The organism is Virgibacillus aidingensis, assembly GCF_010994035.1.
GTDB lineage: Bacteria > Bacillota > Bacilli > Bacillales > Amphibacillaceae > Virgibacillus_N.
The window spans coordinates 212,260-237,490 of record NZ_WIXN01000005.1 but is presented as its reverse complement, the minus strand read 5'-3'; the positions used below and the strand labels follow the sequence as shown (position 1 = coordinate 237,490).

General features: G+C 38.4%; 23 protein-coding genes. 1 reads left to right on the top strand and 22 read right to left on the bottom strand.

Annotated features, from left to right (window positions below):
- Positions 1 to 187 precede the first annotated feature (187 nt).
- Complete coding sequence (lexA, locus tag GHD25_RS06420; RefSeq protein ID WP_164215562.1) at positions 188 to 811, top strand: transcriptional repressor LexA; 624 nt, start codon at positions 188 to 190, stop codon at positions 809 to 811.
- Positions 812 to 1,373: 562 nt separating this feature from the next.
- Here lexA and glnA read toward each other — a convergent pair.
- The 22 genes from glnA to rny all read right to left on the bottom strand — a co-directional run bounded on the left by glnA (position 1,374) and on the right by rny (position 24,934).
- The gene (gene glnA, locus GHD25_RS06415) at positions 1,374 to 2,711 is read right to left on the bottom strand and encodes a type I glutamate--ammonia ligase (protein ID WP_164215544.1); all 1,338 of its coding nucleotides are present in this window, start codon (positions 2,709 to 2,711) and stop codon (positions 1,374 to 1,376) included.
- Between the two features lie 117 nt (positions 2,712 to 2,828).
- A complete protein-coding gene (locus GHD25_RS06410) occupies positions 2,829 to 3,191 on the bottom strand; it encodes a MerR family transcriptional regulator (RefSeq protein ID WP_164215561.1) in 363 nt (120 codons plus the stop codon).
- 262 nt (positions 3,192 to 3,453) lie between these two features.
- Positions 3,454 to 4,668: a methionine gamma-lyase family protein gene (locus GHD25_RS06405; protein ID WP_164215560.1), complete on the bottom strand. Its 1,215-nt coding sequence runs from the start codon at positions 4,666 to 4,668 to the stop codon at positions 3,454 to 3,456.
- 12 nt (positions 4,669 to 4,680) lie between these two features.
- The gene (gene hflX, locus GHD25_RS06400) at positions 4,681 to 5,916 is read right to left on the bottom strand and encodes a GTPase HflX (RefSeq protein ID WP_164215543.1); all 1,236 of its coding nucleotides are present in this window, start codon (positions 5,914 to 5,916) and stop codon (positions 4,681 to 4,683) included.
- A gap of 174 nt (positions 5,917 to 6,090) precedes the next feature.
- Positions 6,091 to 7,017, bottom strand: a complete 927-nt coding sequence (gene spoVK / locus GHD25_RS06395; RefSeq protein WP_164215542.1) for a stage V sporulation protein K — start codon at positions 7,015 to 7,017, stop codon at positions 6,091 to 6,093.
- Positions 7,018 to 7,242: 225 nt separating this feature from the next.
- Complete coding sequence (locus GHD25_RS06390) at positions 7,243 to 7,749, bottom strand: hypothetical protein (RefSeq protein WP_164215541.1); 507 nt, start codon at positions 7,747 to 7,749, stop codon at positions 7,243 to 7,245.
- A 155-nt stretch (positions 7,750 to 7,904) separates the two neighbouring features.
- Complete coding sequence (locus tag GHD25_RS06385) at positions 7,905 to 8,741, bottom strand: aminoglycoside 6-adenylyltransferase (RefSeq protein WP_164215540.1); 837 nt, start codon at positions 8,739 to 8,741, stop codon at positions 7,905 to 7,907.
- A 212-nt stretch (positions 8,742 to 8,953) separates the two neighbouring features.
- Complete coding sequence (locus GHD25_RS06380; protein ID WP_164215539.1) at positions 8,954 to 9,424, bottom strand: hypothetical protein; 471 nt, start codon at positions 9,422 to 9,424, stop codon at positions 8,954 to 8,956.
- A 186-nt stretch (positions 9,425 to 9,610) separates the two neighbouring features.
- Entirely contained in the window at positions 9,611 to 10,207 is a 597-nt protein-coding gene (locus GHD25_RS06375) for an LURP-one-related/scramblase family protein (RefSeq protein ID WP_164215538.1), read from the bottom strand.
- Between the two features lie 170 nt (positions 10,208 to 10,377).
- Positions 10,378 to 10,722 carry a DUF3021 family protein gene (locus tag GHD25_RS06370; RefSeq protein ID WP_240452243.1) on the bottom strand — a complete coding sequence of 115 codons (345 nt, stop codon included), beginning with the start codon at positions 10,720 to 10,722 and terminating at the stop codon, positions 10,378 to 10,380.
- Positions 10,723 to 11,408: 686 nt separating this feature from the next.
- Positions 11,409 to 11,921 (bottom strand): VOC family protein, encoded by a 513-nt coding sequence (locus tag GHD25_RS06365; RefSeq protein WP_164215537.1) that lies wholly within the window; start codon positions 11,919 to 11,921, stop codon positions 11,409 to 11,411.
- A 329-nt stretch (positions 11,922 to 12,250) separates the two neighbouring features.
- On the bottom strand, positions 12,251 to 12,478 hold the full coding sequence (hfq, locus tag GHD25_RS06360; RefSeq protein ID WP_164215536.1) for an RNA chaperone Hfq: 228 nt from the start codon (positions 12,476 to 12,478) through the stop codon (positions 12,251 to 12,253).
- A 37-nt stretch (positions 12,479 to 12,515) separates the two neighbouring features.
- Positions 12,516 to 13,448 carry a tRNA (adenosine(37)-N6)-dimethylallyltransferase MiaA gene (gene miaA, locus GHD25_RS06355; RefSeq protein ID WP_164215535.1) on the bottom strand — a complete coding sequence of 311 codons (933 nt, stop codon included), beginning with the start codon at positions 13,446 to 13,448 and terminating at the stop codon, positions 12,516 to 12,518.
- 24 nt (positions 13,449 to 13,472) lie between these two features.
- Positions 13,473 to 13,922 carry a Dps family protein gene (locus GHD25_RS06350; RefSeq protein ID WP_164215534.1) on the bottom strand — a complete coding sequence of 150 codons (450 nt, stop codon included), beginning with the start codon at positions 13,920 to 13,922 and terminating at the stop codon, positions 13,473 to 13,475.
- Positions 13,923 to 13,989: 67 nt separating this feature from the next.
- Entirely contained in the window at positions 13,990 to 15,828 is a 1,839-nt protein-coding gene (mutL, locus tag GHD25_RS06345) for a DNA mismatch repair endonuclease MutL (RefSeq protein WP_164215533.1), read from the bottom strand.
- Positions 15,829 to 15,850: 22 nt separating this feature from the next.
- Positions 15,851 to 18,427, bottom strand: a complete 2,577-nt coding sequence (gene mutS / locus GHD25_RS06340; RefSeq protein ID WP_164215532.1) for a DNA mismatch repair protein MutS — start codon at positions 18,425 to 18,427, stop codon at positions 15,851 to 15,853.
- A 340-nt stretch (positions 18,428 to 18,767) separates the two neighbouring features.
- The gene (locus tag GHD25_RS06335) at positions 18,768 to 19,337 is read right to left on the bottom strand and encodes an outer spore coat protein CotE (protein WP_164215531.1); all 570 of its coding nucleotides are present in this window, start codon (positions 19,335 to 19,337) and stop codon (positions 18,768 to 18,770) included.
- A gap of 283 nt (positions 19,338 to 19,620) precedes the next feature.
- Positions 19,621 to 20,049: a YlbF/YmcA family competence regulator gene (locus GHD25_RS06330; RefSeq protein ID WP_164215530.1), complete on the bottom strand. Its 429-nt coding sequence runs from the start codon at positions 20,047 to 20,049 to the stop codon at positions 19,621 to 19,623.
- Entirely contained in the window at positions 20,049 to 21,617 is a 1,569-nt protein-coding gene (miaB, locus tag GHD25_RS06325; protein WP_164215529.1) for a tRNA (N6-isopentenyl adenosine(37)-C2)-methylthiotransferase MiaB, read from the bottom strand. Before miaB ends, GHD25_RS06330 begins: the two co-directional genes overlap by 1 nt.
- 289 nt (positions 21,618 to 21,906) lie before the next feature.
- On the bottom strand, positions 21,907 to 22,167 hold the full coding sequence (locus tag GHD25_RS06320) for a stage V sporulation protein S (protein WP_164215528.1): 261 nt from the start codon (positions 22,165 to 22,167) through the stop codon (positions 21,907 to 21,909).
- Positions 22,168 to 22,273: 106 nt separating this feature from the next.
- Positions 22,274 to 23,071, bottom strand: coding sequence for a TIGR00282 family metallophosphoesterase (locus GHD25_RS06315; RefSeq protein ID WP_164215527.1), 798 nt, complete (start codon positions 23,069 to 23,071; stop codon positions 22,274 to 22,276).
- 297 nt (positions 23,072 to 23,368) lie between these two features.
- Entirely contained in the window at positions 23,369 to 24,934 is a 1,566-nt protein-coding gene (rny, locus tag GHD25_RS06310; RefSeq protein WP_164215526.1) for a ribonuclease Y, read from the bottom strand.
- Positions 24,935 to 25,231 lie beyond the last annotated feature (297 nt).

The window sequence follows — 25,231 nt, the reverse complement described above, 5'->3', positions numbered from 1 at the left end:
GCGTTCAAAAAACCCCAGAAATACTTGGTACATAAGTATTTCTGGGGTTTTAACTGTCAAACTTGAGATTATTTCACGAACATACGGTCTTGTCAAGCTTTTTTTAGAACGAATGTTTGCTTAGTTAAATAATAAATGGTAGACTAGTATTACTTATTAATATGTACGAGGGGAGAAAGAAATGACAATTACAAAGCTATCTAAAAGACAGCAGGCAATCATGGATTTTATTAAAGAGCAGGTTGAAGAGAAAGGGTATCCGCCTTCAGTAAGAGAAATTGCTTTAGCTGTTGGCCTGGCTTCCAGTTCAACAGTTCATGGACACCTTTCAAGACTTGAAGAAAAAGGGTATATCAGAAGGGACCCTACCAAACCGAGGGCAATAGAAATTCTCGACATTACCGGAGAAAGTGATATCCCAAGGGAAAAAGCCCGATACGCGCCATTAATCGGTAAGGTTACTGCCGGACTGCCGATCACTGCGGTGGAAAATATTGAAGAATTTTTGCCGATACCGGACCATACCAGCAATCCGGATGATAATATATTTGTGTTGGTTATAGAAGGGGAAAGTATGATTGAGGCAGGTATATTAGACGGGGACATGGTCATCGTAAGACAGCAAAACACGGCACAAAACAATGATATTGTCGTTGCCATGACAGAGGATGACGAAGCTACTGTAAAACGTTTCTTTAAAGATAAAAACCAGATTCGTCTGGAACCCGAAAATGCAACGATGGAAGCGCTGATTTATGATAATGTTACGATACTTGGAAAGGTTATCGGATTGTACAGGACCATTGATTAATAATAATGCATTAAAAAAGCATTGCTCACGGAAATAGTCCTATTATGCTTATGCCAATTGCAATAACAGGAACCAATTTCTTTTTAGTATTCTTAACATGCTGGTTAAGAAGATAATATCCATAAAATTAAAAACCATCCACTATCACTTTAATCGTGTTGCAGGATGGTTTTTCACTGTAAAAATACAGCTGATTTTCCCTTCTATATTTTAGAATAGTATTTTTAATCGAAAACTAAATTTCTCTTTCCAATGGATATATCAGTCAAATATTCCTTTACTTTCCAGATGAAAATCAATTGTAATTTTACTCAAGCTGTCTTCTGAAAGTTTAACCGCCTTGACTTTTTCCGGATTCATCCCATTTCGAAATAGTATATTTTTAAAATCACACATCAATATATATGTACGATTACAAAGCAGAAACAAAGGCAATAACCATTTATAATGGAAAACAAAAATATCGTCCAGTATAAAAAATAGCTGAACGATATTTAAAAACGATTTTATCTATTTATTATTTAATAATCGGGAAAACAAATGCTCCACAGTTATAACAGTCTTAATAAGAATTTAAGTACTGTTCCCTCTCCCATGGATGAACAGTGGTTCTGAACATATCCCATTCAATTTCTTTTGCTTCGACAAAGTGCTCATATAAATGCTCACCCATAGCATCTTTAATGACTTCATCTCTTTCCAGCTCTTCCAAAGCGAGCATGAGGGTCGGAGGCAGATTCTTAATGCCGTTTTCTTCTCTTTCTTTTTTGGACATGACGTAAATATTTTGATCTACAGGAGCAGGCGGGGTTAATTGTTTTTCAATTCCATCAAGTCCGGCTGCAAGCAGTACTGACAGGGCTAAATACGGATTAGCGGATGGATCCACACTGCGCACTTCAATTCTGGTGCTGATGCCTCTGGAATAAGGAATGCGTACAAGCGGGCTGCGGTTTGCTGTTGACCATGCTACATAGGATGGTGCTTCATAGCCGGGTACCAATCGTTTATATGAATTCACCGTAGGATTTGTTACAGCTGTGTAATTGGTTGCATGTTTAATCACCCCGGCAGTAAACTGGTAGGCTGTTTCACTTAATTGCTGATCTCCATCCTCGTCGAAAAATATATTTTCCCCTTTCCTGAACAGGGACATGTTCACATGCATCCCCGATCCATTTACACCGAACAACGGCTTCGGCATAAAAGTGGCATGCAGATTATGCTTCCTGGCAATTGTTTTTACAACCAGTTTAAATGTTTGTATATCGTCCGCATGTTTTACTGCATCGGCATATTTAAAATCGATCTCATGCTGTCCCGGTGCAACTTCGTGATGGGATGCCTCAATTTCAAAGCCCATTTCCTCTAATTCAAGCACAATGTCCCTGCGGCAGTTTTCCCCAAGATCGGTAGGAGCCAAATCAAAATATCCGCCGCGGTCATTCAGTTCGAGTGATGGCTCCCCTTTTTCATCCAGTTTGAACAAAAAGAATTCAGGTTCCGTACCAATATTAAAAGCATCGAACCCCAGCTCTTCCATTTTTTTCAAGTTACGTTTGAGATTATAGCGGGGACAGCCTTCAAATGGTGTACCGTCCGGATTATATATATCACATATAAATCTGGCTACTTTTCCTTTTTCAGAGGTCCATGGAAATACAACGAATGAATCTAAGTCCGGATACAGATACATATCCGATTCCTCAATACGGACAAATCCTTCAATGGATGAACCATCAAACATCATTTTATTATCCAGCGCCTTATCCAATTGACTGAGCGGTATCTCCACATTCTTTATTGTGCCAAGCATATCCGTGAATTGCAGCCGGATAAACCTAACATTCTCCTCTTCAATTTGTTTAAGAATTTCTTTTCCTGTCAGGCTATCTCCCATCAAAACTCCTCCTACGTTATTGGTTATTTAAACGGGGAATAAAGTACATTTCCGTACCCATTTACCCGTTATAAAATATTTAAGCAAGACTTCCCATCAAGTTACAGTTATAAAATTTCATCGAATGAAAAATCTTGAAAGCTCTCCTTGCCTTAAGCTTGTTTTGCCGAATCTGCCCGTTTCATGCAGTTCCTGTTTTAAAAATTCCTTTAATTCCCGCCTGGTAATACTGGTTTTCTGTTGTGTTCCGTCATTTTCCTGTTCTTCTTCTGATAAAACAAGCTTTATTCCGGCAATATTTAATCCTTTGTCCAGTAAGTCTTTTATTTCCAGTAATCGATCCACGTCATTAAATGAAAACAATCGCTGATTGCCGCTCGTTCTTCCGGGGCGAACCAAATCATGCTTTTCGTAATACCTTATTTGTCTGGCAGTTAACTCTGTCAGCTTGATTACAACCCCAATCCCAAAAAGAGGCATGGAGCGCCGCTCCTGATCATTCACCTCATGACCTCCCTTTATAAGATGGGTATAATTATATTGTAAGATTACCTGACATGTCAAACAGATGTCAGAATACCTTACATATGTCTTGTAAGATAAATTTCGAGAAGCAGATTCAAGGTGTACTTAAACCTGTTAACTACCGGGGAGTGTGTTATGGAAATAAAAGAATTAAAAAAAAGGATAGAAATAATCTACCCTTCCTGTATACCCTGTCAGCTGATATGATAACCTTTTTTCACAATGATTTTACCGCTTCCGTTAAAGCAATCTTTACATGCTCATATGTCAGACCGCCTTGCACGTAAGCCGTGTATGGAGGACGTATTGGCCCATCTGCGGATAATTCGATGCTGGATCCTTGAATAAATGTACCTGCAGCCATGATCACTTCATCTTCATAACCCGGCATGAAGCTTGGATATGGCTTAACAAAAGAATTGACAGGAGAGTGCTGCTGTACAGCCTGACAAAAAGCAATCATTTCTTCAGCCTGGTTAAAAGTAACTGACTGAATTAAATCTGTCCTTTTTTCCAAATAATGCGGGCTGGTTTGGTAACCAAGCAATTCAAGCAGCCGGGCAGTAAATACTGCACCTTTCCATGCTTGTCCTACAATATGGGGAGCAAGAAAAAAGCCTTGAAACATTTCCTGCAGTGTATCCAGTGTTGCCCCGGTTTCTTTGCCCAGGCCGGGCGCAGTAAGCCTGTTTGCACAAGCCAAAACAAGTTCCTCTTTTCCGCAAATATAACCGCCGGAACGCACAATTCCACCCCCGGGGTTTTTAATAAGTGACCCGGCAATAATATCGGCTCCTGCATGCAGTGGTTCTTTATCCTCCACAAATTCGCCGTAGCAGTTATCCACAAATATAATTATATTTTCATTTATGTTTTTCACAAATTCAACCATTTGCTTTATATCGCTGATTGTAAATGAAGGCCTGTCATCATATCCTTTGGAACGCTGTATACCAATTACCTTTGTTTTATTGGTGATTGCCTTTTTCACGGAAGGAAAATCAACAGAACCATCTTCTTTCAGGCTCACTTCATTATAGCTGATATGATAGTCTTTCAATGATCCGGTATTCTGTCCCGTATTTCCTATTACTTCGGATAATGTATCATAAGGTTTTCCGGTAATATAAACCAGTTCATCTCCCGGTCTTAATAAGCCAAATAATGCAATGGTTATGGCATGGGTACCTGATACAATTTGAGGTCTGACAAGTGCATCTTCTCCTCCGAAGACATCTGCGTAAACAGCTTCAAGCCCTTCTCTTCCCATATCATCATAGCCATAGCCTGTTGAGGAATAAAAATGACTGTCACTTATCCGGTTATTTTTAAATGCTTCCAGAACTCTTCCCTGGTTTATTTCCATCATCTTCTCTATTTCCTTATGGGGAGTATAACAATCTTTTTCTGCTTGTTTAATGGTCTCTTCCAGCTGCAATGATAACTACCTCTCTAACAAAGTTTTTAACGGGTGCTCACTTCGTATGTACCCTTTGAAAATATATTGGTTTTTTTCTTCTGAAAAGTCTTTGTCAATTACAATGGTTTCCCGCCCCAGCTTCTGCAGCAAATTTCCGTCTCCCGGGTTCAGATATACGGTGTACCTGTCCCAAATTTCCTTTAACAACCCTTCAATATTCTCAAGTATTTTCCCAATGTCCTCCTGCTCCAGGGCACTGGTAAATAAATAGGGGTGCTGCATTGGAATGAAGTCCCGGGAAAATTTATCTTTTTTATTGTATACGGTCAGCATTGGAATCGTATGGGCATTCAGATCCTTAAGCAGTTCCGTTACCGTATGCTGCTGTTGTTCCATGTCCGGGTTCGAACCATCAACGACATGGATGAGAAAATCGGCCTCAGTTACTTCTTCCAGCGTAGATCTGAAAGCTGCGATCAGCGATGTAGGCAAATCCTGCAAAAAACCCACTGTATCTGTAATAAGCGTTTGAAAGCCTGATGGCAGTTTAATCTCCCTTGTGAGGGGATCAAGGGTGGCAAACAACTGATTTTCCTCCAGCGTTGTACTGTTGGTGAGCCGGTTAAATATGGTTGATTTCCCGGCATTTGTATAACCTACTATCGCTATTTGAAAGACATCGTTGCTCTTCCTCCTTTTCCGGTACTGATCCCGCTGACGGACAGCAATCTGCAGCCTTCTTTTTATATCATAAATCCGGCGCCTGATATGCCGCTGATCTGTTTCTAATTTCGTTTCTCCGGGCCCCCTTGTTCCTATCCCGGCACCCAACCGGGACAATTCCACTCCTTGCCCCCGCAGTCTTGGCAGCAAGTACTCCAGTTGGGCAAGCTCCACCTGCAGCTTGCCTTCCTTTGTTCTTGCACGCTGGGCAAATATATCAAGGATAAGCTGACTCCTGTCTATGATGCGTACTCCAAATAAATTGCCAAGGTTTCTTAGCTGGCCTGCGGAAAGCTCATCATTGGAAATGACAAGATCGATTTCCAGGCGATCCACTTCTTTTTTCATTTCTTCCACTTTTCCGGTACCGATATAATTAGCCGGATGGATATGCTTTCTTGTTTGCGTCATTATTTTTGTTACTGTTCCTCCTGCCGTTTTACTCAAGGAAACCAATTCGTCCAGTGAAGATTGAAATCGTTCTTCCTTTTGTTCGGGTTTTTTAACGGCAATAATTAGTATTTTTTCTTCATCCATATGCATTACCTTTCTTTTTGATAGCGGGAAAACCGGCTACATTTTGTATTATGATTTAAAAACATGTATCGTAAAGCGCAGCAGTACATTTTATTTGCCGGCGCCAATTTAACATGAAAAGATTTATTATAGCTAATATAGCAAATTATACCGTAGTTTTAAAACAGAACCTTTTTAAGAGAGGTCCATCTCTATATCCTGCTTTGTCAGTTTAAGTAAATCCTCCGTCGAAAGCCGTGAGGTGCTCAGTAACCTGACCGCCTGCTTTCTTATGGCATTTTCAATCATATTTCTCACATAACGCGCATTGGAAAAATTCCTTTCGTACAGCTGCTTTTTCTTGTATAAATGAGATTGTAAATAGTACAATGCCTCTTTCGTAAAATGATACTCCTTTTCGGCTGTCATTTGTACCGCGATATCCACCAGCTGACTTACTTCATAATCCTGAAAATCCAAGATAAAAGGAAATCTTGACTGGAGACCGGGATTTAATGACAGGAACCTTTCCATTTCATTTGGGTATCCGGCCAAAATAAGCACAAAATCATTATGATGGTCTTCCATATGCTTTACTAGACTGTCAATTGCTTCTTTCCCGAAATCTTTTTCCCCGCCACGAGCTAAAGAGTATGCTTCATCAATAAATAAAACACCGCCCATTGCTTTCTGGATCATCGCTCTTGTTTTTTGAGCAGTCTGCCCAATATATTCGCCAACCAAATCCGCTCTTTCCGCCTCTATAAAATGCCCCTTGGATAACACGCCCATATCAAAGTATAATTTAGCCAACTTTCTGGCAACCGTGGTTTTGCCTGTACCCGGATTCCCTTTAAATAACATATGGAGTACTTGGTTAGGGGCTTTCAAACCGAATTGCTTTCTTTTTTCATTGATCAACACGGTTGCATAGATTTCCTTTATTTTATCTTTCAATTCCTTCATGCCGATAAAGGAAGAAAACGCTTCGTCAATATGGGAAAAAGGTGTATTATTAATAGTGTAAAATGAGGATTGATCGGTTTTCGGCTTTTCATTTTGCCTTTCGCTCAACACAATATTAATTTGCCCATTCCTGTTTCGTTTCAATTGCGTCTCCATGTCATCACTCCTTCGTCACGTTTATTATACGTTTTTATTAAAAAGGTGTGACATATGCCCAACTGGTTCAGTTTTGGGAGAGAAAAAGCTAAATAGCAAACTAAAAAGCTCAGGAGATTTCTGAGCTTTTTAGCGTGAGATTTAAATGTTTTATTCAACTAAAGCACCCTATTATTGAATAACGAACGAGCTTCTATTAGCTGACTTAGTTGAAGAAACCAACGGTCAAAACACTCTTGGATTATCAATAACTAACCACATATTTTCTTCATCATAACTAACAACCTTTCCTAACATTTTATGTCCTGGATAAAGGTTTTTTGGATTTGTACTGTCTCTACTTTTATCGTAGTCAGTAATACCAAATACATCTTGTGAAATAGTAATAACTATCCCTTGAGGATAAAAAACCTCAATTATCCCCTCAATCTCATATCCAAGTGGGAATCTTTCTTTGGTTTCGTTCCATTTATCCATTAGGGCATTTTTATATGCGTTCCATACACTATAAAAATATTGTTCACTTATCTCAAAACCACCGTACTTTATAATTTCATCTATGTCGACCAGTCCTTCTGCTAAATAAAAATGATGTTCTTTGTCTTTTCTGTTCGAGGCTATATAATTATCTGGTGTTATTGCAATTTGTTTTGTTGCGTAACCATCATCAATTTCAATATATGTAGTGCCACCAATATAATCTTCATCATCCCAAGAATAATAGCGTTTCATAAAGTTCTTCCTTTCCTGTAATTTCCTGCCCTAACCAACCACTTTCTCTTCAACTATCCTGTCGCATCGGTGAAAAGAGACCGTCATTTTGACGATCCCTTATTGTGGTAATGCACCCGTTACTTGAGAAGAACATAGCAATATCAAATCACAATTCATAACACCATATTTACAATATTATCCACCCATTGAGAATCCTCCTGCACTCCCAATGTATCACAAAGAGAACGATGAACTTTCTTGAATTCGGGAACAATACTCTTCATTACATTAAGAATTTCGACTGCATTTCTTCCACATTCCCAACTTTCAAGCAGTGATTTCTGCCAAACCTCTAACTCACTTCTACTGCCTTCATACTTTGCCCAATCACCAAACGTATTTGGTTGATTCCCAGACATCATATACCAAGCAGTCGACATGGATAGCCGCAACTTATCAATACAATTTAAAGCATAATAATACTCTTTTCGCATCGCTCTTCTATATGCTTCATGTAAATACGCAAAAAACTTTGTTCTCCATATTTCAAATTCTTCTACTGATGGTTTGTAAGTAAGAGTCTTGGATCGAGTCAGAGTTTCAGCCATCATTCCAATCGTATCCTTTATAATCTTTATGTTTTTTAACCATGTAGATGGTTGAATATTTTCTGGAGTGTAATAAAAGATATCGACTTTAACAAAACAATTGTAGTGAGCAACAGTATAAATGGAGGACGGGTATAAGTCTTCAAAATATAGAACATCTCCCCAGTTCTTTGCACGTTCATTTTTATTTGCAATATATTCCTTTATGTATTCAGGATTGACAACTACCCTCAAGTCAATATCCGAGAAAACGTCTGTATTTCCATTCCCGATTGACCCACCATAAAAAAATGCCAGAACTTGATCATCGGCTAATAAATCACGTTGAATTGCATCTATTAGTTTTTTACGGTTATGAGGCAATTCTAAGTCTCTTCCCTTATGTTTACTTACTAATCCCACACATTAAGAACACTCTCCCTATTTAAGTATTTACATTTATAATTCGACAAGAATTCATTATATCCTTCTTTCACTAACCTGCCCCGTTACTTTAAGTACAATGTTTCACAACTTTATATTCACCTTAACATATATGCTCCCAATATTCCTTTTTATAACTTCTTCGACAATCGCGACCGATTGCAGTATAAATACAGGTTTAATATTTATTTCTAATCCAAGAAGGACTCACTATTTTTCTCTTTGTCATACAAGACAATTTTTTCTTCTTGGTCACCATCTGTCTCATCATCATTCCAAGTAACAGTCATATAGATTTTATCCACTTCAGGAAATTCCGTAAGATTTTTTCCTCCTTCGCCCTCGATAATTCCAGTGGTCTGTTTAGCGATATCCGTTGCTCCAGATACGGAGCCACTATGTAATCTGTTTTCCATTCCATCAACAACGGTATAGACTTTAAAACTAAAAAAGTTCGCCATATGTTTGTTTTCGCCCTTCATTGTCAATGTCCCATACCCTGCTTTAGATTCATCAGGTGACATCAAAATTTCATAACCATTCAGTTTCCAGTGTTCACTTTCTCCATTCAATGACAAATAATAATTACTTTCTGCCTCTTTATTGTTACATGCTGTTAGTATAAATAGTAATAAAACGAAGCTAAAAAATGTTCGTCTCAAATTTATCACCCCTTTTTATTTATAATGTATAGATAACGAGTAACATAGAGCTTTTCAACAATTTGACCCGTTTGCGGAACATATGATAAAAAGATTCATCAACTAATCTGAACCATTAGTTTGAAAGGTGCATTATCCTTCGTCAAGGGTTGCCACCGTTACTTGAAGATTGTTATTCATGATTATTCACTTATTATGGAAATACATATCTAAAGCAACTGCCATTCCAATTAACGCTAAGGTTACTTCCTCTTTAGGATTACTATTTTCAATGTGATAAACATCATTATTAAAAAGAGTTTCTTTAACGGTTTTATAAACTAGTGAGCGTTTTTTAATAGTGGAAGTCTCTTTGTCTGTTCCACTATTAATCACTGAAAAATCTGTTGCGCCAAAACTACCTTTTGCCTTTATTAGATTATTTCCCTCTGGATCTATAGCCGTCAATGTAGGTGAGTTTAGTTCTATTGATGATTTAATCGTTGCAATATGTTTTCCTGTTTCAGCGTATAAAATTAAATCTTTATGGAAGCCAATGCCTTTTTCGATGATTCCTAATCTATTTCCATTCTTATCTAATACTTCAAATTCCAAACTTTCTATAAAGTGTCTCTTATATCTACTCACTAATAAACTAAGTAATACAATTAGACCATGACCTATTTTTTTTGAAGGGTTATTAGTTTCTTGTACTTTTCCAACCACTTTTTCATTACTATAAATTGCATAATCCAATCTCCGTGCATCTTTTTGTAAATAAATTTTTTCGTATTCCTTAAACATCTTTTGCCTCACAATATCTTTGTTATGTAGTACGCAAATAATTAACATATGTTTGATACAATAAAATTAAAATTATACTTAACTCTTCTGTCCCCCCTATAACTTCATTAGAAAGGGTTCGATCTCCTTCTTAGAGGAATGCACCCGTTTCTGTAATAAGCACATAATATTTACCACGAGAAAACTTTAGCCAATATCATAAACAGTGACCACAAAACAAGACCAACCAAAAGGAAAATGATGAAAACTTTTAATGTATCCAAGAATGATGAAATCTTAAACCAACCGCTAAGTAAAAGGATGGGATAAATGGTGAACAGCATCACACAAAAATGGATAATACTCCGCTTAAATATACTCCAGTCTTCCACTTCATAAATAACGGATGCAGCAGCAACGAAAAATATGATAACACCAGTAATAAACGTACTTTTTGCATCTGAATACTTACCTTGAAAATAGAGGAGTAAAGCAATTCCACCCATTATGGCTAATGGTATACTACCTCTTATCAAAGAATTTATAAAAATAATATAACTCACCTTCCTTCTTTATGAATTAGTGTCAATTATTGCAGATTTTATTTGTTTTACCTTAAATACGAAGTAGAAAAATAAAGGTTTCACTGTTACACAACCTGCCCTTAATTACACAAGGATCTATAATAACATTAAAAAGCTCAGGAGATTTTCTGAGCTTTTTTAGCGTGACATTTAATTGTTTTTGTTCAACTAAAAATGGTTTAATTTAAGTACATTTTTCAAAAATACACTTAGGATACTCAATTACACCGTTAACATTTGCGGACGTGCAAAAATAAAATGTTTGATTCCCAGTGCAGTCCCTGAATACGTACCTACGTAACGATAAAGTCGTTTAAAATCAAATTTTTATGCCATAATTTCGTGCCCCATTGCAGAAGACTTGAAATCAAGATTACTTAGTAGAATTAAACTGATGAACGCTTTTTCGCAAGTTCTTGTTGAACCCTTTCGAGCCAATTGCCTGTTATCGATTCAAATACATTAAACTTTCAATTCGAAGATTATGACCTGCCATACCAAATGCTGTAAAGTTCGCTCTTGGAAAATAATCAACAATCAACTTCCATAAATCTTTATACCAAACAACACTGTCCTGCCGCCCGTAATGATTAGTACTGGGTATTCCAATGGTAAAGAATCTTTATTCAGCCAGAAACTTATCCTTCATACGCTCGTTCTAAAGTATTTATATCAATTTTCTTCATCTCATACAGTGCCTTCAACACTCTTTCTGATTTTTCAGGATCGGGGTTGCTTACCATTTCGGTCAAGTTGGCAGGAGTAATTTGCCACGACACGCCATACTTATCTTTTAGCCAACCGCAGTTTTGAGCCTTTTCATCTCCGCCTTCGGAGAGTTTTTCCCAAAAATAGTCGAGTTCACCTTGTGTGCCGCAATGGACAATAAATGATATCGCCTCAGTAAAATTGAATTGAGGACCGCCATTTAATGCTACAAATTCTTGTCCTTCCAGCCGGAATTCCACAGTCATTACCGTTCCTTCTGATATGCCATCGACTTCTCCTATTTCCTCTTTACGCTCCTTCCCGTAGCGGGTGATTTTTCCAATCCGGGAATTTTCAAAAATAGAAGTGTACAACTCTGCCGCCTGTTTGGCTTGCGTATCGAACCACAAATTTGGCGTGATTTTTTGGATTTTGTTATTCATAATTTATTCCTCCCTTGTTATAATTCCATTTAAATTTATCACATCCGACTGCCAAGGATTTGTTCTCGATTGCAAAATTTTTTTACTCACAATATGACCCATTAATGAAATAAAAGATAAATGTTATTTAAAAAACTTTATTGTCACTCAGCAAATGGATGAAAGTACCACGAAAATCATTTTTTCGGTGATTCTTTCTTAAAATTCACACGTTCTTCAAGTTCCGGCAAACTTAAAACACATTATAAATCCTTCTTACCGCTTATATTCTAAATTGATAGGATAACTTTTATCATAAAAAAACAGACGCTATGAAGCGTCTGCAATTTTTATGATTCCTTTTCCAGCGTAACATTTTTAACAGGAGCAAATGTAGATATCGCATGTTTATATATTAATTGCTGTTTACCGTCCGTTTCCAATAAAACGGTAAAATTATCAAATGCTTTCACCACTCCTCTTAACTGAAAACCATTGGTTAAAAATACAGTAACGGAAATGTGGTTCTTTCTTAACTGATTTAAATATTGATCCTGAATATTTACAGTTTGTGCCATGGTTCTTCCTCCCTTTTCTATCTATACCTTCTTATTTCTATCTTTCTTTGAAAAATCCTGCTAAATCTTCTAATATGATTCTAAATTTTTCATTAATTGCGCTCTCTTCCAGATGATACCACGTAATATCCATTTTATTTTTAAACCATGTATACTGTCTTTTGGCAAACCTGCGGGAATTTCTTTTTAGAATATGAATGGTTTCATCTAAACTTTGTCTATTTTCAAAGTACGGTATAAATTCCTTGTATCCGATTGCCTTCATGGATTGCATATCTTTATATCCTTTATTATATAACTCTCTTACTTCTTGGATCAATCCATTGTCAATCATGTCATCTACCCGTTTATTGATCCTCTCATATAAAAGTGTTCTTTCCATTGTTAAACCGATAAAACATGGGTGATACGGGGAAGAGGCTTCCTGACTTTGCTGAAATTCCGTCATGGTCATTCCCGTTTTTTCATACACCTCTATGGCTCTGATCACTCTGCGCTCGTTATTTGGATGGATCTTCTCAGCTTGGGTTGGATCAATTTGTTTTAGTTTTTCAAATAAAGGTGTTATCCCCTCTTCACGGACCTTTTCCTGCAGTCTCTCCGTAATCCGGGAATCCTGCCTGCTGGAAAAGTTATAGTTAAATAGTGCAGCTTGTATATATAAGCCGCTGCCCCCGGCAATAATTGGCATTTTTCCCGATGAAACAATTTCTTCTATATGTTTTTGTACCAGTGTTTGAAATTCTGCAGCTGAAAAACTTTCATCAGGCTCTTTAATATCGATCATATGATGCGGAATTCCCTGCATTTCTTCTTTTGTTATTTTTGCAGTGCCAATATCCATTCCTTTATATATTTGCATCGCGTCCCCGCTGATAATTTCCCCATTGAATTTTTTTGCTGCTTCAATGCTTAATTTTGTTTTCCCGACTGCGGTAGGTCCAACAATCACAATTACATTTTTTTTCATTAGTATTCCCCTGTAAGCAATAGATTATTCATAAGCCCGGTATGCTTTTAGCATCCAAACGTATTTTTCCAGTTTTGCCTGCAACGAAATGAGCAAGTCTAACGTGGGTTCATCATTTTCATTATCGGCATAGACCATTCCTTCATCTTTTATCTCCGTTATAATCTGATTGTAATCTTCTATAAGCTGGTTGATCATTTCATTTTCCTTATCATCTGCATTTGCTTCTGTCAGTGTAGCTTCTTTTAAATATTTTACCATGGTTGCAAGAGGTTTCCCGTCAATCATTAAAATTCTTTCTGCAATTTCATCAAGGTCCTCTGCAAACATATTATACATCTCTTCAAATTTTTCATGGAGCACAAAGAAATGCCTGCCTTGTACAAACCAATGATACCTGTGCAATTTTACATACATAACAAAGTAGTTTGATAACAATTGATTCAAAAAATTGATCAGCTTTTGATTATCCACGTTTATTCCACCTCGCCATTTTTGTCTTAGCTTGTACGAGGCAGATGCACTTTATACATTTTTTAATTTACATGACACGTTTAAACATCTTTTCCAGCTCATAGGAGGAAAAGTGAACAATGATAGGTCTCCCGTGCGGACATGTAAACGGATCTATCGTATGGCGCAAATCTTCCAGCAGGCGAAACATTTCATCCTGATTTAAATAATGATTTGCTTTGATCGATCGTTTGCATGACATTAAAATAGCAGCATCCTCGCGAATTGTCTCGACGTCCACTTTACCTTTATGAATGACCTCATCCACCATTTCCCTTATTACTTCTTCTTCAAAGTTTTTTGGGAACCAGCGGGGATGAGAGCGGATAATAAATGTATGTTGGCCAAATGGTTCAAAAAACAATCCTACCTTTTCCAGCTGCTCTTTATACTGCTCTATTAATAATGCTTCCTGGGCCGAAAACTCAAAAGTCAGCGGGAAGAGCAATTCTTGTACTTCATTCGTTGTAATGCCCAGTTTCTTTTTAAAATATTCATATTTTATTCTTTCCTGGGCAGCATGCTGATCAATCATATACAGGCCGTTTTCATTCTGGGCCAATATATACGTACCTTGGAGCTGGCCAATCGGGTACATGACCGGAATGCGTTCTTCTGCTGCGGAACCGGATATTTTGGGAGTCTCGGGAATATGTTGTTCTATAGGATCGGCATTGTCGGCTGCCGCGGCCTCAGCCTGTTCATTTTCTATTTCCGGCGGCTGTGGCTTTGTCGGGATGTCTTCCTGAACAAAGGCCGGCTGATATTCCCTGATTTTGTTTTGATTTATCGGCTCCTTTTCCCTCGCAGGCTCTTCAAAGTTCATTGTATGCTGAAGGTTTTTTTCTTTCTGTACAGGTTTTTGCTTCATTTCAGGTATGAGTGTTAATTGCCTGAACTTATCTTTAATCGTTTCCTCAATCGCCGTATACAATTCTTTATCCTTGCTGAATCGTGCTTCCAATTTGGCAGGGTGGACATTTACATCCACCAGAATAGGATCCATCACAATCGAAATTACAGCAATTGGCTTTCTCCCAATCGGCAGCAATGTGTGGTACCCCTCCATAATAGCTTTTGTCAGGGGGATACTCTTTACATATCTTCCATTTATTAAAAGTGTTATATAATTGCGCGAGGCTCTTGTAACCTCGGGCTTGGAAATATACCCCGTTATTGTAAAATCAAGTGTTTGATGCTCGATAGGAACCATTTGCTTCGCCACGCTCATTCCGTACACATTGGCAATGACCTGAAGCAGCTCCCCTTTCCCAGATGTTTTAAATAAATCTCTCCCATTATGTGTTGCCTCAAAACGGATTTCGGGATGGGAGAATGCCAGGCGATTTAGATGATCTGTAATATGACCAAGCTCTGTATGAATGGTTTTCATATACTTCAGCCGTGCGGGAGTGTTGAAAAAAATGTCCTCCACAATGATTTCTGTACCTTTTCTTGCATCACTTTTCTTTTTTTCTACCACCTTCCCGCCTTCCATTGTTAATAGCGTACCTGCTTCATCTCCTTGTGATGTTTTAATCGTTAGCCTGCTTACAGAGGCTATGCTGGCCAGCGCCTCGCCGCGAAATCCCAGGGTGTTGACATGAAACAGGTCATTTTCATTTCTTATTTTACTTGTAGCATGGCGTAAAAAAGCTCTTTCACAATCTTCCTCCGACATTCCATCTCCGTTATCGGTAATTTTAATCTGTTGTAAGCCGGCTTCTTTTATTTCCACCTTAATCCATGTACTGCCTGCATCGATACTGTTTTCGATTAATTCTTTTACAACAGATGCTGGGCGTTCCACCACTTCACCTGCTGCAATTTTGTTCGCCAGGTCCTCAGGCATCTGTATAATGCTCATGTAAACGATCCTTTCCGCATGATTACTTTTTTACTTTCTTTTGCAGACGGTATAATTCATTCATCGCTTCCAGCGGTGTCATTTCAAATAAATTTAAATCACGTAAATCATCGATGGTTTTTTGATGTGCCGGGGGAAGTGTCTCTTTGTTTTCCCCTTTTGGTTCTTCCACAAAAAAGGACAGCTGTCCCGATTCCATTTTCTCTGTAGCTGGAGAAGGTTTTGCCTCACTTTCCAGTTTTTCCAGTATAGCACCGGCTCTTTCAATTAAAGTGTCGGGAAGCTCTGCCAGTCTGGCAACTTGAATTCCATAACTTTCATCTGCTGCACCTTCTTTTATTTGGTGAAGAAAAACAATATTGCCTTCATACTCTTCTGCCCTGACATGAATGTTTTTTAATGTTGGCAATGATTCCTCCAGGACGGTCAATTCATGATAATGCGTGGAAAATAATGTTTTTGCCCTTATATTATTATGAATATATTCCACGATAGCCTGTGCCAGCGCCATGCCATCGTAGGTGCTTGTCCCCCGTCCTATTTCGTCCAGTAATATTAAACTATGATCCGTCGCATTTTGAATCGCGTGATTAGCTTCCAGCATTTCCACCATAAATGTGCTTTGTCCTGAAACGAGATCATCAGCAGCACCGATCCGGGTAAATATTTTGTCAAACAAGATAAGTTCTGCACCCTCACATGGAACAAAGCAGCCGATTTGCCCCATGATCACAGTTAGTGCCAATTGCCGCATGTATGTGCTTTTCCCGGACATATTTGGACCTGTAATCAGTAAAATATTTTTAGTATCATCCAATTCTATATCGTTGGGCACGAAAGATCCGTCTTTCATGACTTTTTCGAGTACAGGGTGTCTGCCGTTTTTAATGGTTAGCTTTTTATCGGTGAAGCTCGGTCGCTTGTAATTATTTTTTTCACTCACCTCTGCAAATGATTGCAATACATCAATATGACTTACAATATCTGCAATTCGCTGCAGCTCGGGAATATGTTCCTTCATCTGTTCGCGAATTTCAATAAAAAGCTGGTATTCGAGATCCACACTTTTTTCTTCCGCTTCCAGAATCAATTGTTCTTTTTCTTTTAACTCCGGGGTAATATAGCGTTCTGCATTGGTTAAGGTTTGCTTCCGCTCATACCTGCCTTCAGGGAGCAGGTGCAAATTGGCTTTCGTTACTTCAATGTAATAACCAAAAACACGGTTATAGCCTATTTTCAAAGATTTTATTTTTGTTTCTTCTTTTTCTTTTTGTTCCAATTCCGCAATCCACTTTTTCCCATTGCGGGAAGCGTCCCGGTATGCATCCAGCCGTTCATGATACCCGTCTTTTATAATGTCTCCTTCTCTGATGGAAACGGGAGGATCATCTGCTAGACTGTCAGCAAGCAATTCCGTTATTGTATCTGGTAAAACCAGCGCATCAGCTAAATTGCTTATTTCTTTCTGGCCAAATCGCCGGAGTATTTCTTTTAATTCGGGAACCTTTTCCAATGATTGTTTTAATTGCAATAAGTCCCTTGCATTTACATTACCGAATGCTATTCTTCCTGCTAATCTTTCGAGATCATAAACAGACTTCAAAGCTTCTCTCAATTCTTCCCTTTCCATAAACCCCTGGTAGAATCCATCTACGATTTCAAGCCGGTTTTCAATCCGTCTTTTGTCAAGCAGCGGCCTCTCCAGCCATTTTTTCAGCATTCTGGTACCCATGGCAGTCACTGTTTGGTCCAGTACCCATAAAAGGCTGCCATGTTTGCCTTTTTTCATAATCGTTTCCGTTAATTCCAGATTGCGCTTGGAATACATATCAAGACTCATGTAGGACTTCAGTTCAATCACTTCAGCCTTTTTCAAATGTTCAAGTGAGCGTTTCTGTGTACTTTGCACATAGTTTAGCAATCTGCTGAATGCTTTAATGAGTCTCTCATCATTTAAGTTTTCACACAGTTCCCGATACTCCCCGTGAAAATTCACCTCATCCTGGTAGGATAAAGTAACATTTAATCGTTCTCTCAGTTGATTTTGCTTATCTTCGGCCAATCCGGAGTCTATTACCATTTCCTTTACGGATTGGTTGTACAATTCATGGATGACCGCATCCCATCCTTCCGTAATTAAAGCCAGACGGTTTTCACCGGTTGATAAATCATGATAAACAACCACGAAAGAACCGTCTTTAAAATGGGATAGACTGACAATATAATTGTTTTCATCCGCATCAAGCATTCTGCTTTCCATTACGGTCCCCGGTGTAATTAACTGTATTACTTCCCTTTTAACTACCCCTTTTGCGGTTTTAGGATCTTCTACCTGTTCGCAAATAGCCACTTTATATCCTTTTTCAATCAGTTTTTTTATGTAATTTTCCGAAGCATGATAAGGAACACCGCACATGGGAATAGGATTACTTTGATTGGCATCCCGCTTTGTCAGCGTAATCTCCAATTCCCTTGCCGCCAATATGGCATCATCAAAAAACATTTCATAAAAGTCGCCTAAACGGAAAAATAAAAATGCATCTTTATATGCTGCTTTAATTCTTAAATATTGCTGCATCATTGGTGTGAATTTTGCCATAAGTCATCCTCCAAAACCGAGTTAAAAAGCTTGGTTTCCCGCCAAGCGATGATCCTGCAAAGGTAATAATAGGAAGAACCTGAACACGGCCTCCTTATAGTCCTTGCATTAATGAAGGCAGGTAACTATAAAACTTTATTGTCTGCCAAAATATATTCACATTAATTATAGCATATTAGACTTTGGTAAGACGAACACAGAATACGAAAAACAGCAGGCAAAGACGTGATTTAAGTTAAACGCAGTTTTAAAAGAGTCAGCAATTTTTTGCAGGCAGGAAAGCAGTACAGAATTTCCGGCCTGCAAAAAAAATTACGAGGAAATCACTCCCCGTAATTTGTTAATCTTTTTTATCAAGGAAATCCGGTTCCACATCTGATAGTTCATCATCAGTCAATTCAAAATCCCAGCTGCTGCTTTCGTCAAAATCACTATCTTTATTTGCTTTACGGGTCACTTTTACGGAAATTTTCGTTTCCCCAATTACCTGAACGAGGAACTCTCTTTCTACTTCTACTACGATTTTGTTTCCTTTATTGGAAATTTTGCATTCCAGGCAATTCGGCTGCTGGACCACTTTAGCAATAACATCAAATTCATCATTAATGGTATTGTCATCCTTAACAGAAAGCGGCACCACATCCGTGTAAGTTACTCTTTCTGTTACTACTTCTGTTTTTGTATTATCATTATACGAATACCAGATGTTAATGTCATAGCTCCCGTGTATCTCTACTGTATCCTCTGATTTTTTCTTAGCATTGTATAGATGGTTGATAATCCAGCAGCCGAGTATGCTTGATGGTTTATGTGAAGGGGATACATAATGCGTTGCCTGCGTAAACTTTTTCCCTTTGCCACATACAGCTTTCGTAATGATTTCTCTGTATTCTTTATCTAGAAAACTCATAATTACGTTTACCTCCTCTTTTTCATAGTCATTTTATGCAAGACAAATACCTAAAGTGCATAGTGAAATGATGAATTCGGGGAAAGCATTTTTTATGAATGTTTATCGCCTAAAAACATACCCAGTATATTTAATTATAATCCGGAAAAATTTGTGCATAAGAAAAACCCGAATTCACTTATTTTTAAGTGAAGACGGGTTTTCTTATGCTCAAAGACTAAAAAATTGAACCTGCCGTTAAAATTATATAATTGAAGCAGCATTTCCTCTGCTCATTTGTTTATTAATGTCCGCAAGCTGTACCATTTTTTGCTTTAGAACCTGTTTCCCCTGAAAGCAGATCACCGCCTGTAGACTCGATGACATTATTGGTCACTTCTCTCGCAATTGTTCCGGAAATTAATTGCAGCACATCATTGACTACAATTTGTGTTTCCTTAAACTCCTGAACTACCGGGATATCATCGATTTCTGCCTGCAGCCGGTCTATTTCTGCTTCGACTTTTTTCAAAGCCTCTGTTTTTTCATATGCCTGGAAATTCACCGCTTGCTTTTGCAATGTTTTTATTCGCTTTATCAGCTGCTGTACCTTCTGATTTTCATTAATTTTTGCTTCCACTTGCTTAAAGCGGTCTATTTCTTCTGTGTTTGCGAGCATTTCTGCAAGCTTTTTTGCTTCATCCAAAACTTGTTTTCTTGTGTACTCTGCCATCATCCGTTCACCTCTACTTTATTTTCAACCATAACCCCATCCAGTGACCAGGTTTTTGCTTCGGTAATTTCCACTTCCACAATTTTTCCGATTGCTGACTTAGGTCCTTTAAAGTTAACGAGTTTATTTTTTTCCGTATAACCTGCCAGCACTTCCGGATCCTTCTTGCTTTCACCTTCCACCAGTACTTTAACAATCTGCTTGTCATATTTTTTCATTGATGCCGCGGATTGTTTATTCACCAGTTCATTTAAACGGTAGAGGCGCTGCTTTTTCACTTCTTCCGGTATATCATCTTTTTTGCGGGCGGCTGGAGTTCCTTCCCTTGGAGAATAAATAAATGTATATGCTGCTTCAAATCCGACTTCCTCCACCAATGTCATTGTTTCTTCAAACTGTTCATCCGTTTCGTTTGGAAAACCGACAATGATGTCCGTTGTTAATGTTGCATTCGGCATTGCTTTCCGGATCTTTCGCACCAGCTCCAGATATTCTTCCCGCGTATATTTCCGGTTCATTTTTTTCAGTACTTCACTGCTTCCGGATTGTACAGGCAGATGAATATGGTCAAGCAGGTTTCCGCCCTTTGCCAGCACCTCTATCAGGCGGTCATCAAAGTCCCTTGGATGGGAGGTAGTAAACCTGATTCGAGGGATATCTATTTTATGCAGATCATCCATCAGATCCCCAAGCCCATAGGCCGTATCCTCAAAATCCTTGCCATACGCATTAACATTCTGCCCAAGCAGCGTAACTTCCTGATAGCCTTGCGCAGCCAGGTGGCGGACTTCCTGGATGATATCTTCCGGTCTGCGGCTCCGTTCTTTCCCGCGGGTCATCGGGACAATGCAATATGTACAGAATTTATCACAACCGTACATGATATTTACCCAGGCTTTTATTTTTCCTTTTCTTGCCTTAGGGAGGTTTTCAATAATATCTCCTTCTTTTGACCATACCTCTACAATTTTTTCTTTCCCAAACATCGCTTCTTTTACTAAATGCGGCAGGCGATGTATATTATGGGTACCAAAAATCAAATCAACATGCTGATGTTTTTTTAGAATGCGGTTTACCACTGATTCTTCCTGGGACATACAGCCGCAAACCCCTAGAATTAAATCAGGCTTTTCCAGTTTTAACGGTTTTAGATGGCCAATCTCGCCAAATACTTTATTTTCTGCGTTCTCCCTGATGGCACAGGTGTTCAATAAAATAATATCGGCTTCATTTGTATCGGAAGTGGATTCATACCCCATTTCGGTTAAAATCCCGGCCATTACTTCCGTATCGTGTTCATTCATCTGGCAGCCATACGTACGGATAAGAAACTTTTTTCCCTCCCCAATATTTTGCATATCTTCGGGGATAGAGAAATCATAATGGAATTGAATATCTTCCTTTCGGCGCTTCCTTGCTTTTTTAATATCCGGCGGCTGATAATTGGATTGAAAATATTTGGCAATCATATCATCGCTTGATGTGTTTTTAATTCGATTCATATTATTATCAGATTTTTTATCTGGTTGTTTAATTTGGGATTGTTCCAAACGCTGATCTTCGTTCATCATGAATCTCCTTTCCATAATACTTGTTCGTGCTGTTAACTATCCATTCTTACAGTATAAAGCTTATCATTAAATTAAACAATATATCGAGTAAAATACCTCTGGTAATAAGAGAAAGTTTACTATAATTGTCATTTTTAAGCCCTGTTTTGATAAACAGTTAATTGGAGTAAAAAAAGCGCTGCGCTTATAACGCAACACTTTTGGGATTTCACATGATATAAAAGAACGACTGTCAGATCATACTTTATTCAAAGCGGGCAGATTCCCCCCCATCCTTTGAAATTACCTATCTTGGCTCCACAATCAGCTTTATCGCTGTTCTTTCTTCATTATCAATCATAATATCGGTAAAAGCCGGTATGCAGATTAAATCAACTCCGCTTGGTGCCACAAACCCTCTGGCAATCGCTACAGCTTTAACTGCCTGGTTTAATGCTCCCGCACCAATTGCCTGAATTTCCGCTGAACCTCTTTCTCTTAGAACATTTGCAAGTGCACCTGCTACTGAATTGGGATTTGATTTTGCTGAAACCTTTAATACTTCCATTACTGGTACCTCCCTCGTTAACTATTGGTCTTCTATTGCTACTATATTCCCGGAATAGCTGGCTTATTACTTTATTATGCATTAATAATTCCAAAAATTCAATTAGTCATGGAAAGAAAGGGTGGTCTTCATTGATGAGTATTCTTTCAATATTTGTCGCTGTCCCATTTTCAGTATTTAAGGTAATTAATACACCATTTAATTGGTGTCTTCCCTTTTTTGTAATTTCAAAACGTACAGGCATGGAAGTTAAAAAGCGCTTTAATACGGCTTCCTTTTCTACACCCAAAATGCCGTCATAAGGGCCGGTCATACCCGTATCTGTTATATATGCGGTCCCCTGCGGCAAAATGCGTTCATCCGCAGTTTGTGTATGGGTATGTGTGCCAACCACAGCACTTACTCTCCCATCAACATACCAGCCCATCGCCTGTTTCTCACTTGTTGCTTCTGCATGAAAGTCCACGAATATTATATTCGTCCTTTTTTTTGCTTCATTAATTAATTCATCTATTTTCCGGAATGGATCATCAATTGCCGGTAAAAAAGTACGCCCCTGGATATTAATTACAGCAACTTCTTTTCCGTTTATATTGAGAAATGTCATTCCTTTACCCGGGTTCCCTTCCGGAAAATTAGCCGGCCTGATCATATATTTTGCTTCATCAATAAAATGAAAGATTTCCTTTTTATCCCAAGTGTGGTTTCCCATCGTAACCACTTGTGCCCCCCAGCCTAAAAACTGCTTATAAATGGCTTCAGTAATTCCTTTTCCCGAAGCAGCATTTTCCCCGTTTATAATGGTTACGTTGGGTTTGTATTTATTTTTCAGTTTGGGTAAATATTCTTCGATCATAGCTCTGCCGGGTGAACCGACTACATCGCCTATAAATAATATCTTCATGCGCTCACTCTTTTCTATACTTTTATTACATTAAGTTTTTCACATCAGTTTGTAAATGTCAAAGCCTGTTATTTCATGATGTATTGATCTTCAAATTGGAAACCAACTTCTTCGGCCGCCGCCTTTTTTTCCTGATGTGTGTGATTTTACCGGTAAGTTAATTTATGCCATTTTTCCGCTTTTAAATCAACAATCTGCATGATTGGCTATTTAGATCTGCAACGGTCCTTGGCGCGCTATTTCTGTCTGTTCAGCTTTTTCTTTACACAAAAAAAAGCGGGGCAGCCATGCTCCGCTTTATTTGGCATATTCAACTGATCTCGTTTCCCTGATCACAGTTACTTTAATATGTCCCGGGTAATCCAGTTCATCTTCTATGCGTTTCCTTATATCTCTGGCTACGCGTACAGATTCCAGATCATCAATTTCATCAGGCTTTACCATAATGCGAATTTCTCTTCCGGCTTGAATGGCAAATGATTTTTCTACACCATCAAACCCTTCTGATATTTCTTCAAGTTTTTCGAGTCGTTTGATGTAGTTTTCCAATGTTTCACTGCGTGCGCCCGGTCTGGCTGCAGAAAGGGCATCCGCTGCAGCTACCAGCACGGAAATAATCGATGTTGGTTCTTCATCCCCGTGGTGGGATGCAATCGAATTAATAACGACTTCATGTTCCTTATATTTCGTTGCCAATTCTTTGCCGATTTCGACGTGGCTGCCTTCCACTTCATGGTCAATTGCTTTACCGATATCATGGAGTAATCCGGCTCTTTTTGCCAGTGTCTCATCTTCTCCTAATTCTGCTGCAAGTAATCCTGCAAGAGAAGCAACCTCTGTTGAATGCTTCAGAACATTTTGTCCATAGCTTGTACGATATTTTAGCCGACCAAGTATCTTAATCAGGTCAGGATGCAATCCATGTACACCAATTTCAAAGGTCGTTTCTTCACCAATTTCCCTAATATATTCATCAACTTCTCTCCTGGCTTTGTCAACCATTTCCTCGATTCGGGCAGGGTGAATTCTGCCATCCTGGACCAGTTTTTCCAAAGCCAATCGCGCCGTTTCCCTGCGGATTGGATCAAAGCCCGATAATATAACCGCCTCGGGAGTATCGTCAATGATTAAGTCAATGCCCGTTAAGGTTTCAAGTGTACGTATGTTGCGTCCTTCTCTTCCAATTATCCGGCCTTTCATTTCATCGTTTGGAAGATCTACAACAGATACGGTCGTTTCAGCTACATGGTCTGCAGCACAACGCTGTAGAGCCAATGAAAGTATATTTTTCGCCTTTTTATCAGCCTCTTCTTTTGCCCGGTTTTCAGCTTCTTTGATCAATAAAGCTGATTCGTGTGCTACTTCCTGTTCAATTCGCTCTAAAATAACCTGTCTGGCGTGGTCAGTAGTATATCCTGAAATGCGTTCAAGCTCGGTTTGCTGCTCTTTTAACATAGCTTCCACTTTGCTTTCCATTTCTTCAATTTGTTGTTGTTTTTCTGTTAATGATTGCTCTCTTCCTTCCAGCATAAGTTCACGCTTATCAAGTGTTTCACTTTTTCTGTCCAGATTTTCTTCTTTTTGCATCAGACGGTTTTCCTGCTTCTGTACCTCAGATCTTCGTTCGCGCAATTCCTCTTCGGTCTGCTGACGAAGCCTGTGATTTTCTTCCTTCGCCTCAAGAAGTGCCTCTTTTTTGGAGGCATCTGCATTCCGATGTGCTTCATCAACTATTTGCTTCGCCAAAGTTTCCGCGCTTGAAATCTTAGCTTCCGCAATAGATTTACGAATCAGATAACCAACAACAATACCGACGATTAGGATTAAAGCAAGCAAAATGGAGATGATTATAGGATTGTCCATGATTTCACCTCCTATTGCTATTAAGTTTTTACAATTCATTATTGTCGGCATGTAACATGTTCAGGTGCATAAATAACAATAATTAAATCATATAATATAAATTATATTTATACATTTTAATTGTAATTGTCTGTATTGTGATTGTCAAGGAAACGTCACAACTTATCAGGAATAATTTAGTAAAACAGTTCACTGAAATATTTACCTGAATCCCATCTGTTTTTAGAAGATTGCTGTTTTAAAAACAAATTTAAGAAGCAGTTGTACTGAAAAAGTAAAATAGAAAAAGATAGTGAG

Excerpts from the sequence above, each read along its gene's own strand:
- glnA (WP_164215544.1), bottom strand. The coding sequence starts at position 2,711 with ATGGGAGATAGCCTGACAGGAAAAGAAATTCTTAAACAAATTGAAGAG.
- GHD25_RS06410 (WP_164215561.1), bottom strand. The coding sequence starts at position 3,191 with ATGCCTCTTTTTGGGATTGGGGTTGTAATCAAGCTGACAGAGTTAACT.
- hflX (WP_164215543.1), bottom strand. The coding sequence starts at position 5,916 with ATGGATGAAGAAAAAATACTAATTATTGCCGTTAAAAAACCCGAACAA.
- spoVK (WP_164215542.1), bottom strand. The coding sequence starts at position 7,017 with ATGGAGACGCAATTGAAACGAAACAGGAATGGGCAAATTAATATTGTG.
- GHD25_RS06390 (WP_164215541.1), bottom strand. The coding sequence starts at position 7,749 with ATGAAACGCTATTATTCTTGGGATGATGAAGATTATATTGGTGGCACT.
- GHD25_RS06375 (WP_164215538.1), bottom strand. The coding sequence starts at position 10,207 with ATGTTTAAGGAATACGAAAAAATTTATTTACAAAAAGATGCACGGAGA.
- GHD25_RS06365 (WP_164215537.1), bottom strand. The coding sequence starts at position 11,921 with ATGAATAACAAAATCCAAAAAATCACGCCAAATTTGTGGTTCGATACG.
- hfq (WP_164215536.1), bottom strand. The coding sequence starts at position 12,478 with ATGGCACAAACTGTAAATATTCAGGATCAATATTTAAATCAGTTAAGA.
- miaA (WP_164215535.1), bottom strand. The coding sequence starts at position 13,448 with ATGAAAAAAAATGTAATTGTGATTGTTGGACCTACCGCAGTCGGGAAA.
- mutL (WP_164215533.1), bottom strand. The coding sequence starts at position 15,828 with ATGAGCATTATACAGATGCCTGAGGACCTGGCGAACAAAATTGCAGCA.
- mutS (WP_164215532.1), bottom strand. The coding sequence starts at position 18,427 with ATGGCAAAATTCACACCAATGATGCAGCAATATTTAAGAATTAAAGCA.
- GHD25_RS06335 (WP_164215531.1), bottom strand. The coding sequence starts at position 19,337 with ATGAGTTTTCTAGATAAAGAATACAGAGAAATCATTACGAAAGCTGTA.
- GHD25_RS06330 (WP_164215530.1), bottom strand. The coding sequence starts at position 20,049 with ATGGCAGAGTACACAAGAAAACAAGTTTTGGATGAAGCAAAAAAGCTT.
- miaB (WP_164215529.1), bottom strand. The coding sequence starts at position 21,617 with ATGAACGAAGATCAGCGTTTGGAACAATCCCAAATTAAACAACCAGAT.
- GHD25_RS06320 (WP_164215528.1), bottom strand. The coding sequence starts at position 22,167 with ATGGAAGTATTAAAGGTTTCAGCAAAATCAAATCCCAATTCAGTAGCA.
- GHD25_RS06315 (WP_164215527.1), bottom strand. The coding sequence starts at position 23,071 with ATGAAGATATTATTTATAGGCGATGTAGTCGGTTCACCCGGCAGAGCT.
- rny (WP_164215526.1), bottom strand. The coding sequence starts at position 24,934 with ATGGACAATCCTATAATCATCTCCATTTTGCTTGCTTTAATCCTAATC.